The organism is Pseudomonas sp. G11, assembly GCF_029457515.1.
GTDB classification, from domain to species: Bacteria; Pseudomonadota; Gammaproteobacteria; order Pseudomonadales; family Pseudomonadaceae; genus Aquipseudomonas; species Aquipseudomonas gorinensis.
Map to the genome: position 1 here is coordinate 3,223,227 of NZ_CP120377.1, position 14,299 is coordinate 3,237,525.

General features: G+C 63.6%; 14 protein-coding genes. 8 read left to right on the forward strand and 6 right to left on the reverse strand.

The features are described 5' to 3' along the window. Positions 1 to 8 precede the first annotated feature (8 nt). Both P2T68_RS15000 and P2T68_RS15005 read right to left on the reverse strand, forming a co-directional pair. Entirely contained in the window at positions 9 to 434 is a 426-nt protein-coding gene (locus P2T68_RS15000) for a hypothetical protein (RefSeq protein WP_102650995.1), read from the reverse strand. A gap of 145 nt (positions 435 to 579) precedes the next feature. Then, on the reverse strand, positions 580 to 1,302 hold the full coding sequence (locus tag P2T68_RS15005; protein ID WP_102625615.1) for a pirin family protein: 723 nt from the start codon (positions 1,300 to 1,302) through the stop codon (positions 580 to 582). Between the two features lie 180 nt (positions 1,303 to 1,482). Here P2T68_RS15005 and P2T68_RS15010 point away from each other — a divergent pair, with 180 nt between their 5' ends. Together P2T68_RS15010 and P2T68_RS15015 are read left to right on the forward strand one after the other, a co-directional pair. After that, entirely contained in the window at positions 1,483 to 2,433 is a 951-nt protein-coding gene (locus P2T68_RS15010) for a GlxA family transcriptional regulator (protein ID WP_041160963.1), read from the forward strand. 95 nt (positions 2,434 to 2,528) lie between these two features. After that, positions 2,529 to 4,034 carry a winged helix-turn-helix domain-containing protein gene (locus P2T68_RS15015; RefSeq protein WP_277379520.1) on the forward strand — a complete coding sequence of 502 codons (1,506 nt, stop codon included), beginning with the start codon at positions 2,529 to 2,531 and terminating at the stop codon, positions 4,032 to 4,034. On the opposite strand, the gene P2T68_RS15020 is transcribed toward P2T68_RS15015, so the two are convergent. Further along, the gene (locus P2T68_RS15020; protein ID WP_277379521.1) at positions 3,981 to 6,752 is read right to left on the reverse strand and encodes a winged helix-turn-helix domain-containing protein; all 2,772 of its coding nucleotides are present in this window, start codon (positions 6,750 to 6,752) and stop codon (positions 3,981 to 3,983) included. The two genes, P2T68_RS15015 and P2T68_RS15020, sit on opposite strands and share 54 nt — an antisense overlap. A gap of 58 nt (positions 6,753 to 6,810) precedes the next feature. After that, the gene (locus P2T68_RS15025) at positions 6,811 to 7,206 is read right to left on the reverse strand and encodes an AraC family transcriptional regulator (RefSeq protein ID WP_024076064.1); all 396 of its coding nucleotides are present in this window, start codon (positions 7,204 to 7,206) and stop codon (positions 6,811 to 6,813) included. A gap of 204 nt (positions 7,207 to 7,410) precedes the next feature. Between P2T68_RS15025 and P2T68_RS15030 the strand changes: the two genes are divergently transcribed. The 6 genes from P2T68_RS15030 (at position 7,411) to P2T68_RS15055 (ending at position 13,534) form a co-directional block, all read left to right on the forward strand. Beyond that, complete coding sequence (locus P2T68_RS15030; RefSeq protein ID WP_024076063.1) at positions 7,411 to 8,319, forward strand: LysR family transcriptional regulator; 909 nt, start codon at positions 7,411 to 7,413, stop codon at positions 8,317 to 8,319. Positions 8,320 to 8,424: 105 nt separating this feature from the next. Next, complete coding sequence (fmdA, locus tag P2T68_RS15035; protein ID WP_024076062.1) at positions 8,425 to 9,654, forward strand: formamidase; 1,230 nt, start codon at positions 8,425 to 8,427, stop codon at positions 9,652 to 9,654. Positions 9,655 to 9,656: 2 nt separating this feature from the next. After that, on the forward strand, positions 9,657 to 10,004 hold the full coding sequence (locus tag P2T68_RS15040) for a zinc ribbon domain-containing protein (protein WP_024076061.1): 348 nt from the start codon (positions 9,657 to 9,659) through the stop codon (positions 10,002 to 10,004). A 362-nt stretch (positions 10,005 to 10,366) separates the two neighbouring features. Next, positions 10,367 to 10,939, forward strand: coding sequence for a DUF2239 family protein (locus P2T68_RS15045; RefSeq protein ID WP_277379522.1), 573 nt, complete (start codon positions 10,367 to 10,369; stop codon positions 10,937 to 10,939). A 26-nt stretch (positions 10,940 to 10,965) separates the two neighbouring features. After that, on the forward strand, positions 10,966 to 12,321 hold the full coding sequence (locus P2T68_RS15050; protein ID WP_069076464.1) for an MATE family efflux transporter: 1,356 nt from the start codon (positions 10,966 to 10,968) through the stop codon (positions 12,319 to 12,321). Positions 12,322 to 12,361: 40 nt separating this feature from the next. Then, positions 12,362 to 13,534 (forward strand): MFS transporter, encoded by a 1,173-nt coding sequence (locus P2T68_RS15055; protein WP_024076058.1) that lies wholly within the window; start codon positions 12,362 to 12,364, stop codon positions 13,532 to 13,534. Here P2T68_RS15055 and P2T68_RS15060 read toward each other — a convergent pair whose 3' ends face one another. Next, positions 13,535 to 13,894: a type II toxin-antitoxin system HicB family antitoxin gene (locus P2T68_RS15060; protein WP_024076057.1), complete on the reverse strand. Its 360-nt coding sequence runs from the start codon at positions 13,892 to 13,894 to the stop codon at positions 13,535 to 13,537. It abuts the gene before it with no gap. After that, positions 13,891 to 14,097 carry a type II toxin-antitoxin system HicA family toxin gene (locus tag P2T68_RS15065; RefSeq protein ID WP_168233502.1) on the reverse strand — a complete coding sequence of 69 codons (207 nt, stop codon included), beginning with the start codon at positions 14,095 to 14,097 and terminating at the stop codon, positions 13,891 to 13,893. Before P2T68_RS15065 ends, P2T68_RS15060 begins: the two co-directional genes overlap by 4 nt. Positions 14,098 to 14,299 lie beyond the last annotated feature (202 nt).

Here is a 14,299-nt window from a genome sequence, read left to right on the forward strand (position 1 = left end):
GCGCGGGGTCAGGCGTTGTTGCTGTGCAGGCGATCCGCACCACCTTCGGCCAGGCCACGTGCTTGCAGACGGTCAGCACCGCCTTCAGCGACACGGTTGCCATTCAGGCGATCAGCACCGCCTTCGACCAGGCCACGTTCTTGCAGACGATCAGCGCCGCCCTCAGCGACACGGTTGCCATTCAGGCGATCAGCACCGCCTTCGACCAGGCCGCGTTCTTGCAGACGGTCAGCACCGCCCTCAGCGACACGGTTGCCATTCAGGCGGTCGGCCCCGCCTTCGGCGACACGGTTGCCATTCAGGCGGTCGGCCCCGCCTTCGGCGACGCGGTTGGCATTCAGGCGATCCGAGCCGCCTTCAGCGACGACTGGGTGGGCAAAAGCGTTTGCAGCGAGTACCGAGAAAGCGAGGCTAAGCAAGAGTTGGCGTTTCATGATGGTGTGCTCCAAGTGTTTTAGTTGGGGTGTTGCCGGGTATGGGTTTGATGTTACGCGTTGCATTTTTTAAGAGAACTTCATTGGGCTGATGGTGACTATCGACGCCGGCGATGGCCCGCATGGGCGGGCCATCAAGGGGCCGTCATGGCATCTGCGGCCGTTCTTGAGGGCGCAGGTCAAACACCAGCACCTCGGCATCCTCACCCTGGCTTATGCGGATCTGGCGCTCGTCACGTACTCGGGCACCGTCGCCTTCCTGCAAGCGCTGGCCGTTGATCTCCACGCTGCCGCGGGCCACATGGATGTATACGTGGCGGTTTGGCGCCAGGTCCAGGCTGGCGCTTTCATCGCCGTTGAACAGCCCGGCATACACCCGCGCATCCTGGCGTACATGCAGCGAACCCTTGGCGCCATCCGGCGAGATGATCAACTGCAGGCGCCCACGTTTCTGTGCTTCGCTGAAGTGTTCCTGCTGATAGCGCGGCTCGGCGCCGGCCACGTTCGGCACGATCCAGATCTGCAGGAAGTGCACGCCACGGGTCTGGCTGTGGTTGAACTCGCTATGGGCCACGCCGCGGCCGGCGCTCATCAGTTGCACATCGCCGGGGCGGATCACCGAGCCGGTGCCCAGGGTGTCCTTGTGCTCCAGGGCGCCTTCGAGCACATAGGAGAAAATCTCCATGTCGCGGTGCGGGTGCTGGCCGAAGCCTTTGCCGGCGGCGACGCGGTCGTCATTGATCACCAGCAGGTCGGAGAAACCCTGTTCCTTGGGGTTCCAGTAGTTGGCGAACGAGAAGGTGTGGAACGACTTCAACCAACCGTGATTGGCGGCGCCGCGTTCCGAAGCTTTGCGAAGGGTCAGCATGGTGGTGTCCTCAAGTGAGCGCGGGCTGCGACATGCAGGGCGCTTGCGTTGAGAAGAAGATTACTGGTTACCGAAATATTCATTAAGAAGCTAAAAACTGAATAACTGTCTCATGTGGGTTGACAGTAAAAGACGTGCCATAATGCCGGCCGCATTCTTTTCCGATGGACGTCTCTCGTGATGAAAACCGTGGCCATGGCGCTGTTTCCGGACTTCCTCCTGCTCGACATGGCCGGGCCGCTTGAAGTGTTTTCGATTGCCAACCGCTACCTGCCGCCGGCGCAGCACTACCAGATCCTTACCCTGGGCACCGAACCGGGCCCGCTGCGTGCGTCCAACGGCGTCGTCGTCCAGCCCGACCTGCTGCTGGAGCAGGCGCACGATGCCTACGACCTGTTGCTGGTGCCCGGCGGCCCCGGTGCCTATAACGAATGCCATCCCGACTTGCTGCCCTGGCTGCGGGCCGCTGCACCTCGGTCGCGGCGTTTCGGTTCGATCTGCACCGGCGCCTTTGTGCTGGGGCATGCGGGGTTGCTCGACGGCCACCGGGTGACCACCCACTGGCACTACACCGACCGCTTGATCAAAGCCTTCCCCCAGGCCATCGTCGAGACTGACCGCATCTACCTGCAGGACGGCCGCTTGATTACGTCGGGTGGGGTCACGGCCGGTATCGACCTGGCGCTGTCGGTCGTAGCCCAGGACCATGGCAAACAGGTGGCAGTGGAAGTCGCCAAGGTGCTGCTGGTGGTGATGAAGCGCCAGGGCGGCCAGGCTCAGTTCAGCCCGATGACCGCCGCCGTGTCGCCCCTTGAAACCGCGATTACCCGTGTGCAGAACCAGGTACTGGCCCATCTGGATCAGCCACACACCATCGAGTCGATGGCGGCCCTGGCGGGCATGAGTGCCCGGCATTTTGCGCGGCTGTTTACCAAGGAGGTGCAGATGACGCCCATGGCCTTCCTGCAAGGCGCGCGCATCGACCGCGCGCGGCATTTGCTGGAAACCACCGACCTGCCGCTCAAGACCGTGGCCTTCTACGCCGGTTTTGGCAGCGTGCGGCATATGCGTTTTCTGTTCACTGAAAAGCTCGGCCTCAACCCCACCCAATACCGACAACAGTTCAGTTAACGACAGGATGTCCGTCTCGCGCACCTGAATGTCCGTGACGCTCCCTGTGCCAGCATTGTCCTGTCACGGGTAGCTGGCAAGATAGCGCCAGGCCCATGGAAAAGGAGGCGCAGACGCCCAAGCTCGGGTGTTTCAGCGCTGTTACGGACATGAACAACCCGCACTCGGTGAGCTTCGGCCCCTACACGTTTCACCGACAACAACGCCTGGTCAGCAAGTCTGGCTGGCCGGTGCCGCTGGGCGGGCGGGCCCTGGATATCCTGGCGGTGCTGCTGGAAACCCCTGGGCAGTTTGTCAGCAAGGACACCCTGATCGCGCGGGTCTGGCCGTGCAGCGTGGTCGAGCAGAACAACCTGCGCGTGCATATCGCGGCCTTGCGCCGGGCGTTGGATGGCCAGCGCTATATCCTCAACGACCCCCAACGCGGTTATTGCTTCGTGGCGCCGGGGCAGGGCACCGTGGCCGCGACTACCCCGAGGCACAATCTGGCCGTGCGGCTCAGCGCGGTGATCGGTCGCGATGAGTTGCTGGGCGTGCTGGTGCGGCGCCTGTCCGGGCAACGCCTGATGACGTTGACCGGAAGCGCCGGCGTGGGCAAAAGCACCTTGGCGCTGGCACTGGCCGAGCGCGTGCTGCCGCGCTACGGCGACGGCGTATGGTGGGTGGACCTGGCGACGGTCGAGGCGCCGATGGAAATGCTTCGCCACGTGACCCGAACGCTGGGTCTTGAAGCCTGCAATAACGCCCGTGAACTGGCGCGCCAGTTGGCTTCACACCAATTGCTGCTGGTGCTGGATGGCGCTGACCTGTTGCTCGCCGCCTGTCGGCATCTGGTGCGCACGCTGCTTGAGCGGGCGCCTCGGGTGACGGTGTTGTTGAGCAGTCGTGAAGCCCTGCAGGTCCCCGGCGAATGGGGGCAACGCGTGCCCCGGTTGGCATTGCCGATGCCGTACGCCTGGGCCAGTGTCGAGCAGGCAATGATGTACCCGGCCGTGCAACTGTTTGTCGCTCGGGTTCGGGCCGGTCAGCAGGGCTTTGCGCTGCGGCCCCAGGACCTGGCACCGCTGCGTGATATCTGCCGGCGTCTGGATGGTATTCCCTTGGCCCTCGAACTGGCGGCTGCCCAGGTCGATGCCTTGGGGGTACACGGTGTGCAGGCGCAATTGCGCAATGGCTTGCAGGTGCTGACCCGGGGCCGGCGCACGGCGGTTGAACGGCACCGCTCCATGGCCGCGGCCCTGGACTGGACCTACCAGCGCCTGAGCCTGCCGGAGCGCTGGCTGTTCCTGCAATTGGGTTTGTTCAAGGTGGCGGTGACCTTGCCGACCCTTGTCACGCTGGTCGCGGGTACCGAGCTGGAACACGCCGACCTGGCGTACCTGCTGGGGCGTCTGGTCGCCACTTCGTTGCTGACGGTCGAGCCCGGTCCGGGTGCGCAGCGTTATCGCTTGCTTAACAGCGTGCGCAGCTACGCGCTGATGCAACTGCGCGACCCGGTGCAGGTGGCGCGATTGCAGCAGGGTTATGGGCATTACCTGGGGCCGTTTTCAGGCCGGCCGTTGGTCCTGCAACTCGTCGAGCAGGCTGCGTGCGCGGATTAGGTCCTGGCTGGCGAAACCTTCGGTGAATCGCGCGTAAACCCCACCCAGCAGTTCGCGAGCGGCCTGCCGGCGACCTTGTTTTTGCCACAGTCGCGCCAGCGACTCCGCAGTGCGCATCTCCCAGGCCAGGGCGCCTTGTTGTTGCGCCAGGCCCAGGGCTTCCAACAGCAGGGTCTCGGCGGCGTCGGGCGCGTCCTGGTGCAGCAACGCCTGCGCGCGCACCCGCAGCAATTCCGGCGCGCACCAGCCGGCGGCACCGCTGCGCACCCGCTCGACCGCGGGTTCGTCCACCGTCGCAACGCCCAGTGTAATCATGATGTCCTTGACCAGGCCGAGGCCGTTCAAATCCCCTTGGCCTGGCCCGTCGGCATAGTGCGCCGCCCAGGTCTGGAACAGCTGGGCCGAATGGCGCTGGGCATGCTGTAACAGCAGTGCCTGCAATGCCTGTGCGGCCGCGCCATCGCCGTTATAGCGGGCGATCACCACACCGGCCAGGGCCAGGGTGTAGCAGATCGAGGTGCCATGGTTGATCTGCAGGGCCAGCTCCAGCGCCTGGCTGGCGGTCCGCCAGGCGCGCTCGGGAGCCCCGCGCAGCCATTGGATGCGGGCAAGCACGGTCAGTGAGGCGACGCTCTGGTCGTATTGCACGCCGAAGCCATGGGTGAACCGATTGAGATGGCCGCTGTGGGCCATGCGCTGGATCACCTGTTCGGCATTGTGCAGGGCCAGTGTCTGGTTGCCTGCAAAATGCTGCGCCAGTACTCGCAGGCGCTGGGCACTCAGGTCCAGCAGCGGGTCGGTACGTGGGTCGAGACGATCGAACTGCACACTCTGTTCCAGGGCTTCGCGGTAGTGACCGGCACACAGGTTGACCGCCATATGCCCGGACACGGCCCGCAATTGGCCCGCAACGTCCTGACGCGCTTCGGCCAACTGCCTGGCCTGCTCGAAGGCGGCGATCGTCTGGGGCGCCCCACCCAGGGCGTGATAGGACAGGCTGCCCAAGGCCAATTGCAGTTGCATCATCAACTGGGTGCAGGGCGCGCTCGACTGCTGCATCAATACCAGCGCCTTGCCCACATAGAACCTGTGCTCGCGCAGCAGGGATAATTCCTGCCACAGCGGCATTGCGCTGACCGTCAGGCGAATGCCCAGCTGCTGCGTGCCCTGGTCGCCCAAGCCCCAATCGAGGGCGGCGCGGACGTCTTCGCGTAGCGGTGCGTAGCGGTCGATCCAGGCTTGGGTCGCCGTGCGCTCCCAGTCCTCCCGCGCCTGCTCCATCAATACCAGGCAGCGCGCGGCGTGGCGCTCGCGGGTGGTGTCGAGTTCATCGGCCTGGCTGAGTTTTTCCAGGGCATAGGTGCGGGTAATGTCCAGCAGGCGGTACACCACCTCGTCATCGCCGGGCTCCACGTTGAGCAGGGACTTGGCCACCAGTTGGCTGATCGAACCGAGCACTTCGGCCGGGGCAATCGGCTCTCCGGCGATCACTGCCGCCGCGCTGGCCAGGCTGAACCCGTCACGAAACACCGCCAGGCGGCGCAAGCAAATCTGCTCGCAGTGCGTGAGCAGGTCGAAGCTCCAGTCCAGCGTAGCGCGCAGGGTTTGCTGGCGGGGCAGCGCACTGCGCCGGCCACGGGTGAGCAGGCGGAAGTTGTCTTCCATTTGCACCAGCAGGCGTGGCAAGCCGAAGCGTTCGATTTGCGCCGCTACCAACTCGATGGCCAGCGGAATGCCGTCCAGGCGCTGGCAGATGTCAATGGCCAGGGGCAGTTCGGCTTCGCTCAGTTCAAAACTGTCCTGATGGGACATGGCCCGTTCGATCAGCAGTTGCAGGGCCGGGTAGCCCAGGGCCTGGGCACGGTTGCCAGTGGCGGGCGGGCAGGCCAGGGGCTCCAGGCGTTGCACATACTCACCCTCGGCGCGCAGGGCTTCGCGGCTGGTGGTGAGGATATGCAGGTGGGGCGCATGGCGCAGCAACGTTTCGCAGATCAGGGCCATGTCATCGAGCAGGTGCTCGCAGTTGTCGATTACCAGCAGCAACTGACGTTCGTGCAGGCTGCGCGCGAGGGCGAGCAGCGGCTCATGCTCGGTAAGCGTCAGGTCGAGCAGGGCGGCGAGGTTGGGCAGGATCATCGACGGCGCACTGAGGGGCGCCAGGTCCAGCAGGCGAATGCCATCGGCGTAGTGCCCGATCAGCAGCTCCGCGACCCGCAGCGCCACGGTGGTCTTGCCGATCCCCCCGGCCCCGGTCAGGGTGATGAAACGCTGTTGCGGCAATTGCTGCACCAGCGCGTCGATCAGCGCCTGGCGGCCGATCATTCGTGTACGCCGCAGCGGCAGGTTGTGGCCTTGGCTGTGGGGAGGGCCGTCGGTGGGCAGGGTCATCGGCTCGATGCTCAGTGGGGCGACAAAACTGTAGCCGCGCTGGGCTACCGTCACGATATAGCGCTGCCCGGCCTGGCCATCGCCCAGCGCCTTGCGCAACGCCGCCATATGCACCCGCAGGTTGCCGTCTTCCACCACGCTTTTCGGCCAGACCCGCGCGATCAGTTCCTGCTTGCTCACCACATTGCCGGCCTGCTCCAGCAGGATCAGCAGAATCTCCACCGCGCGCCGTCCCAGACGCAATGGGCGGCCGGCCTCCAGCACCAGGCGTTGGCGCGGGTGAATGCGGTACGGGCCGAAATGTACGGCCTGGTCGCTGAGGTCATTCATGCTGGCGCAGGCCCTGAAAAGACAATCGCCTGAGCATATTCCACGTCGGCAAGGATCACTAGGCGGCAATCACCTGCTTGCGGCGCAATTGGTGATTTCGCCAGGTCATCGGGTTCACCCCTTCGCTGCGGGTGAAGATATGACAGAAGTGCGCCTGGTCGCAGAACCCACATTCCAGGCTGATTTGCGTCAGGCTCAGCGCGGAGCCGATGATCAGTTCCTTGGCGCGCTGGATGCGCTGCTGGCGTATCCACTCCTGGGGCGACAGCCCCGTGGTGCACTTGAATGCGCGGGAAAAATGGCTGCGCGACAAGGCGCAGGCTTGGGCGAGGTCGGCGATTGCCAGGCTTTCGCCAAGGTTGGCGAGGATCAGTTGCTTGGCGATACGCTCGCGTCGGGGGCAGAGGCCACCGATGGAGGATAAGCGTGGAGCACAGTGCTCAAGTCGGGCCATGACGAATTTCCGCAGTCGATGGGAGCGTTCCCGGTGAATGGATGCAGTCTAGACCGCTTCATTCTTGGGGCCGAACCGTCTGGCTGACGAGTTAATCGTTGTTAATTTCGCCAGGTGCCGGCACGGAAAAGACAGCACAGGCATGCAATCCAGAGCGTGCCCTGCGTGCTTATCTGGTGGCTTGCCAACCGTTTGGATATCGCCATGAACCGCAACGACCTGCGCCGCGTCGACATGAACCTGCTGGTGATTTTCGAGGCCCTGATGTTCGAGAAGAACCTGACCCGGGTCGCCGAAAAACTCTTCATGGGCCAGCCGGCGGTCAGCGCGGCCCTGGGCCGTTTGCGCGACCTGTTCGACGACCCGTTGCTGCTGCGCAACGGGCGGGGCATGGAGCCCACGCCACGCGCGGTGGCGATACTCAAGGAGCTGCAACCGGCCATGGACACCATTTCAAGCGCGGTCAGCCGCGCCAAGGATTTCGACCCGTCCACCAGTTGCGCGGTGTTTCGCATCGGCCTGTCCGACGATGCTGAGTTCGGCCTGTTTCCGCCGTTGCTCAGCCAACTGCGCGAAGAGGCGCCGGGGATCATCGTGGTGGTGCGCCGGGCCAATTACCTGTTGATGTCGTCGTTGCTGGCCAGTGGCGAAATCACTGTGGGGGTCAGCTACACCACGGATCTGCCGGCCAATGCCAAGCGCAAGAAGCTGCGGGATATCCCCTGCAAGGTGTTGCGTGGCGATGCCGGTACAGAACCTCTGACCCTGGATGACTATTGCGAACGGCCCCATGCGATGGTGTCGTTCTCGGGTGACTTGAGCGGCAATATCGACCTGGACCTGGCCCGCATCGGCCGCGCGCGCCGGGTGGTACTGGCGGTGCCGCAGTTCAGCGGCCTGCGTGCACTGCTGGCGGGTACGCAGATTATTGCGACGGTGCCGGATTACGCCGCCTGTGCATTGACCGAGGGCACGGCGTTGCGCGCCGAAGACCCGCCGTTTGCGATCGACGCGGCGGAGTTGTCAATGGTGTGGAGCGGAGTGCATGACAACGACCCGGCAGAGCGCTGGTTGCGCGGGCGGATTACCGAGCATATGGCGCGGGCGATCTGAGGCACCGGGTGACCGCGCCCATACGTCATCCAACGTATTTCCCGATTTCGCTGGCCCCCTGAGACTGGATTGAACGCATCCCGTCATCCGTCCAGGAGCCAGTCCATGACCGAAACGCTGATCAAAGTCGACCTCAACCAGCCCGTCACCGAGAACGAGCAGATCCATAACCGCTGGCACCCGGATATCCCGATGGCGTGCTGGGTGAAGCCGGGTGATGATTTCATCCTCGAAACCTACGACTGGACCGCCGGCGCGATCAAGAACAACGACGACGCCAGCGATGTGCGCGATGTGGACCTGTCCACCGTGCATTACCTGTCTGGCCCGGTGGGGGTGCACGGCGCCGAGCCGGGTGACTTGCTGGTGGTGGACTTGCTCGATATCGGCGCCAAGGCCGACTCCCAGTGGGGCTTCAACGGTTTTTTCTCGCGGCAGAACGGGGGGGGGTTCCTCACTGACCATTTTCCCAGCGCACAAAAGGCCATCTGGGATTTCAAGGGCATGTTCACGAGTTCACGGCATATCCCAGGGGTGAATTTCGCGGGCCTGATCCACCCGGGCCTGATTGGCTGCCTGCCCGACCCGGTGATGCTTGCCGACTGGAACCGCCGCGAGCAGGAACTGATCGACACCAACCCCACCCGCGTGCCGCCGCTGGCCAACGCACCGTTGGCCGCCACGGCGCATATGGGCAAGCTCAAGGGCCAGGCCCGTGACGATGCGGCCGCGACCGGCGCGCGCACCGTGCCACCGCGTGAGCATGGCGGCAACTGCGATATCAAGGATTTGTCCCGTGGCTCGAAGATTTTCTTCCCGGTCTATGTCAACGGCGCCGGGCTGTCGGTGGGCGACCTGCACTTCAGCCAGGGCGACGGTGAAATCACCTTTTGCGGCGCTATCGAAATGGCCGGCTGGGTGCATATGAAAGTCGAGCTGATCAAGGGCGGCATGGCCAAGTACGGGATCAAGAACCCGGTGTTCAAGCCGAGCCCGATCACCCCGAACTACAAGAATTACCTGATCTTCGAAGGTATCTCGGTGGACGAGCAGGGCCAGCAGCACTACCTGGACGTCAACATCGCCTACCGCCAGGCCTGCTTGAACGCGATCAACTACCTGACCAAGTTCGGCTATTCGCCGGCCCAGGGTTATGCGTTGCTCGGCTCGGCACCGGTGCAGGGGCATATCAGCGGTGTGGTGGATATTCCGAATGCCTGCGCGACCTTGTGGTTGCCCACGGAGATCTTCGAGTTCGACATCAACCCCACCGCCAACGGCCCGACGAAATACCTCGACGGCAGCATCGACCTGCCCATTGCCCCGGACCTGTAGCCATGCCGACCTACGAATACGCCTGCGAGGCGTGTGGCACTTTCACGCTGCTGCGGCCGATGGCCCAGCGCAACGAACCCAGCCAGTGTCCGTACTGCGAAGGACCTGGCGGGCCGTTGAGGGTGTCGGCGCCGGCGCTGCAAACGCTGTCGGCCAACCAACGCAAGGCCATCGCCGGCAACGAGCGCAGTGCCCACGCACCGCAGACCGTCGGCGAATACCGGGAGAACCGTCGCCATCCGGCCGGATGCAGTTGCTGCGGCACCGGTAAAAAAGTCGAGCCGAGCAAGGCCAACCCCTTGGGCCTCAAGACCCAGACCGGGCCACGGCCTTGGATGATCAGTCACTAGACCAGGAGCGTTGTCCGGTACGCATGCCTCAGGCGATGGTGGCATGGGTAGCTACACCACTCTCTTGACCCTGACCAATCTCCCTGTGGCGAGCGGGCTTGCTGTGGCAAGCGGGCCTGTGTGGCGAGCGGGCTTGCCCCGCGTTGGGCTGCGCAGCAGCCCCAGTAAGATCACCGCGTTTTTTCAGACAAAATGCAGTGCGGGATTTGGGGCTGCTGCGCAGCCCAACGCGGGGCAAGCCCGCTCGCCACACAGCCCAGGCGGCGCTCAGTGGCGGGAGGTTTCACGAGAATCGCCTTGTAAGTTGAAGCGTTAGGGCTAATATGATCCGGGTAAAATAAATAATATCCGGGTAATAAGTCATGCCTGCACACATCACTCCCCAATGCAGCGCCTTTGTTCGTCACCAACGCGTGGCGGCCGGTTCCTATGCCCAGGTGGCTGCCGCCCTGGTTGACCTTGGCCTGTCGGCGGGCAGTTTCCTGGTCTTTGACGACGCCACCGGCGCCCAGGTCGACTACCCCTGGCCGGCAGGTTATGCGCCGGAACAACCCGCACCGACAGACACCGATGACGAGCCTCCCGCGGTGCCCACGGTCGGGCGCCCAAAGCTGGGCGTGGTCGCGCGGGAAGTCACCTTGCTGCCTCGCCATTGGGCGTGGCTGGGCCAGCAGCGTGGCGGCGCTTCGGCTGCGTTGCGCCGATTGGTCGATGAAGCGCGCAATGTCCATGCCTGCCGTGATCAAATGCGCCATGCCAAGGAGGCCAGCTATCGCTTCATGAGCGCCATTGGCGGCGACCTGCCGGGTTTCGAGGATGCCGCGCGGGCGCTGTTTGCCCAGGATGCGGCGGACTTTTCCAAGCAGATCGCGCACTGGCCGGTAGACGTGCAGACGTACCTGGCCTGGCTGTCGCGCAACGCTTTTACTGCCTGATCATAAATCCAGGGACTCGAACTACCATGGAAGTCACCCAACAACGGCCGTTGTGGCAGATCTACCTGATATTTTTGGCACCGATGGTGCTGTCCAACTTCCTGCAGAGTTTTTCCGGCACGCTCAATGGCATCTATGTCGGGCAAATGCTCGGTACCCAGGCGTTGGCGGCGGTGTCGGGGATGTTTCCCATCGTCTTCTTCTTTATTGCGCTGGTGATCGGCCTGGGCGCGGGGGCCTCGGTGCTGATCGGCCAGGCTTGGGGCGCCCAGGAAACCGGGATGGTCAAGGCCATCACCGGGGCCACCTTGACCCTCGGCGCGCTGGTGGGCTTGATCGCGGCGGTACTCGGCAGCCTGTTCGCGCGCCCGGCCTTGCAGGCACTGGGCACCCCCATCGATGTGCTGGATGACGCGGTGGGTTATGCCCAGATGATGATGCTGATCATGCCGCTGCTGCTGGTGTTTATCCTCTACACCCAACTGTTGCGCGGGGTGAGCGACACGGTTTCGCCGTTGTTGGCGCTGATGGTCTCGACCCTGGTCGGCCTGCTGCTGACCCCGGCGCTGATCCGCGGCTGGGTTGGCTTGCCGCCGATGGGCATCCAGAGTGCGGTGTATGCCGGGCTGGCGGGTAACGCGTCGGCGATGCTGTTTCTGATCCTGCGCCTGCGTCATAAAAACCATGTGATGGCGCCGGATCGTGAACTGCTTGCGGCCTTGCGTCTGGATCGGGTGATTCTAGGCAAGGTGCTACGCATCGGACTGCCTACCGGTTTGCAGATGGTGGTGCTGTCGCTGTCGGAATTGGTCATCCTCGCCCTGGTCAACAGCCATGGTTCACAAGCCACGGCGGCCTATGGCGCGGTCACCCAAATCGTCAACTATGTGCAATTCCCGGCGCTGTCGATTGCCATTACCGCGTCGATCCTGGGCGCCCAGGCGATTGGTGCCGGTCGACTGGAACGCATCGGGCCGATCCTGCGTACGGGGTTGCTGATCAACCTGTGCCTGACAGGTGGCCTGATCCTGCTGGGCTACCTGTTATCCCACTGGTTGCTGGGCTTGTTCATCACGGACGACGCCGCACGGATCAACGCCGAACACCTGCTGCATATCATGCTGTGGAGCATCCTGGTGTTCGGCTTCCAGGCGGTGATCGGCGGGATCATGCGTGCCAGCGGCGTGGTGCTGATGCCGGTGGCGATCTCGATTTTCTGCGTGCTGGGCGTTGAACTGCCAATGGCGTATCTGTTCAACGCGCATTTCGGCCTGGAAGGGGTGTGGATGGCGTTTCCCGTGACGTACCTGGCGATGCTGGCATTGCAGACGACGTACTTCCGGTTGGTGTGGCGGCACAAGCAGATCAAGCGGCTGGTGTGATAAAAGGTTGCGCACCTCCTTATAAGAAGACAGTGCATTGATGGCAAACCCCTACGCCGAATTGTTCCAGGCGCCCGGTGCCCGGGCTTTTGTACTTGCCGGGATGCTGGCACGCATGCCCGTGTCCATGGCCGGTATCGGCCTGATCACCATGCTCTCGCAGGTCCACGGCGGTTATGGCTTGGCCGGGTCGGTGGCGGCGATATTTGCCCTGGCTACGGCATTCTGCGCGCCGCAGGTGTCACGGCTGGTCGACCGCTACAGCCAGGGCAGGGTGCTGCCGATCGCTGCACTGATCGGTGGCGGGGCGTTGTTGCTGCTGTTGCTGTGTACGCGTTTCCAGGCACCCAGCTGGACGTTGTTCCTGTTCGCCGCCCTGGCCGGTTGCATGCCCAATATGTCGGCGATGGTACGGGCGCGCTGGACCGCGCTGTACCGCGGCCAGCCCAAGCTGCAGACCGCGTTTGCCCTGGAGTCGGTGCTCGATGAGGTGTGTTTTATCATCGGCCCACCGATCTCCGTCGGCCTGAGCGTCGTGCTGTTCCCGGAAGCCGGGCCTTTGGTGGCGGCGCTGCTGCTGGCAGTGGGCGTCACCGTCTTTGTGTTGCAACGCGCAACGGAACCGCCGGTGCATGAGCACCAGGGCCATCATGGCCGCTGGCTGATCGCTTCACCGTCGGTGCTGATCCTGATGATCCTGCTGTTGGCCATGGGCGTGATCGTCGGCGTGGTGGATGTGGTCAGTGTCGCCTTTGCCCAGCAGCAGGGCCAACCCGCAGCGGCGAGCATTGTGCTGTCGGTGTATGCCATCGGTTCGTGCCTGGCGGGGTTGGCGTTCGGCGCGCTCAAGTTGAAGGCGCCGCTGCCCCGGCAGTTTCTGTGCTGCGGGGTGGCCACGGCGTTGACCACCTTGCCACTGCTGTTGGTGACGAACATCCCTGGGTTGGCGGTGGCGATCTTCGTTTCCGGCCTGTTCTTCGCCCCGACGCTGATCGTGTCCATGGCCCTGGTGGAACAAATCGTCCCGCCGAGCCGCCTCACCGAAGGCATGACCTGGCTGATCACCGGCCTCAGTATCGGCGTGGCCATCGGCGCCGCCAGCTGCGGCTGGATGATCGACCAGTTTGGCGCGGCCAGCGGCTTCTGGGTGTCGCTGGCGGCGGGCGCCGTGGTGTTGGGGGCGGCGGTGCTGGGTTATCGGCGACTGGGCTGATCAACCGATCGCCGGGTCTGCGCCGTGGTGTTGCAGGAACTCGTTCAACGCCTGGCGCGTCAGGTCGTTGAGCGTGACTTTCTTACGGGTTGCCGCCAGGGCCGCGGCCAGGTGCAGGTCATGGCCGACCCGCACATTGAACGAGCCTTTGCATGGCTTCTCCGGGGTTTGCCCCAGGGTCTGGCAGGTCGCGAGATAGTCATCCACGGCCTCGCGGAAGGCCGCGTCCAACTCGGCGACGGTTTTCCCTTCATAGCTGACCAGCGCCTTGATGAAGAGGATTTTGCCGAACAGGCAGTTGTCTTCGAGGCTGGCTTCGATAGAGCCGATGTAACCGTTGTATTTCAGTTGGTTGTTCACTGAATCAGGTCTCCTGATCTCAATTGTTCGATGACCTGGCGACGAATGTAGTGTTTCAGTTCGTTGCCGGGGTGAGGCTTGTGCAAGGTGATCATTGCCGTGGGGTCGCCGATGTCGAACTTGACGCGGCTTCCCGCCCCCTCGATTTGTGTGTAGCCAAGCCGACGCAGCAGCGTGACGAGCTCGGGCCAGGTGAATGTCATGTGTTCATTGAGCAGTTTGGCGAGCAGCTTTTCATTTTTTTGGACACGGCGTTCCCTGCGTGTAACTAAATGTAGTTGCAAAAAGTGGTGTGCGTCAATGCTAGCCCGAGTTGGCGTGACTCAGCGGAGATTGATGTAACCCTTGATGACGCGCTGCTCGACGCCTCCCGCCCTCCGCTAATTTTTCCTTCTCCGGTTCGTT

Coding starts and splice junctions, on each gene's coding strand:
- P2T68_RS15015 (WP_277379520.1), top strand. CDS start 2,529: ATGGAAAAGGAGGCGCAGACGCCCAAGCTCGGGTGTTTCAGCGCTGTT.
- P2T68_RS15025 (WP_024076064.1), bottom strand. CDS start 7,206: ATGGCCCGACTTGAGCACTGTGCTCCACGCTTATCCTCCATCGGTGGC.
- P2T68_RS15020 (WP_277379521.1), bottom strand. CDS start 6,752: ATGAATGACCTCAGCGACCAGGCCGTACATTTCGGCCCGTACCGCATT.
- P2T68_RS15000 (WP_102650995.1), bottom strand. CDS start 434: ATGAAACGCCAACTCTTGCTTAGCCTCGCTTTCTCGGTACTCGCTGCA.
- P2T68_RS15010 (WP_041160963.1), top strand. CDS start 1,483: ATGAAAACCGTGGCCATGGCGCTGTTTCCGGACTTCCTCCTGCTCGAC.
- fmdA (WP_024076062.1), top strand. CDS start 8,425: ATGACCGAAACGCTGATCAAAGTCGACCTCAACCAGCCCGTCACCGAG.
- P2T68_RS15045 (WP_277379522.1), top strand. CDS start 10,367: ATGCCTGCACACATCACTCCCCAATGCAGCGCCTTTGTTCGTCACCAA.
- P2T68_RS15030 (WP_024076063.1), top strand. CDS start 7,411: ATGAACCGCAACGACCTGCGCCGCGTCGACATGAACCTGCTGGTGATT.
- P2T68_RS15055 (WP_024076058.1), top strand. CDS start 12,362: ATGGCAAACCCCTACGCCGAATTGTTCCAGGCGCCCGGTGCCCGGGCT.
- P2T68_RS15050 (WP_069076464.1), top strand. CDS start 10,966: ATGGAAGTCACCCAACAACGGCCGTTGTGGCAGATCTACCTGATATTT.
- P2T68_RS15005 (WP_102625615.1), bottom strand. CDS start 1,302: ATGCTGACCCTTCGCAAAGCTTCGGAACGCGGCGCCGCCAATCACGGT.
- P2T68_RS15065 (WP_168233502.1), bottom strand. CDS start 14,097: ATGACATTCACCTGGCCCGAGCTCGTCACGCTGCTGCGTCGGCTTGGC.
- P2T68_RS15040 (WP_024076061.1), top strand. CDS start 9,657: ATGCCGACCTACGAATACGCCTGCGAGGCGTGTGGCACTTTCACGCTG.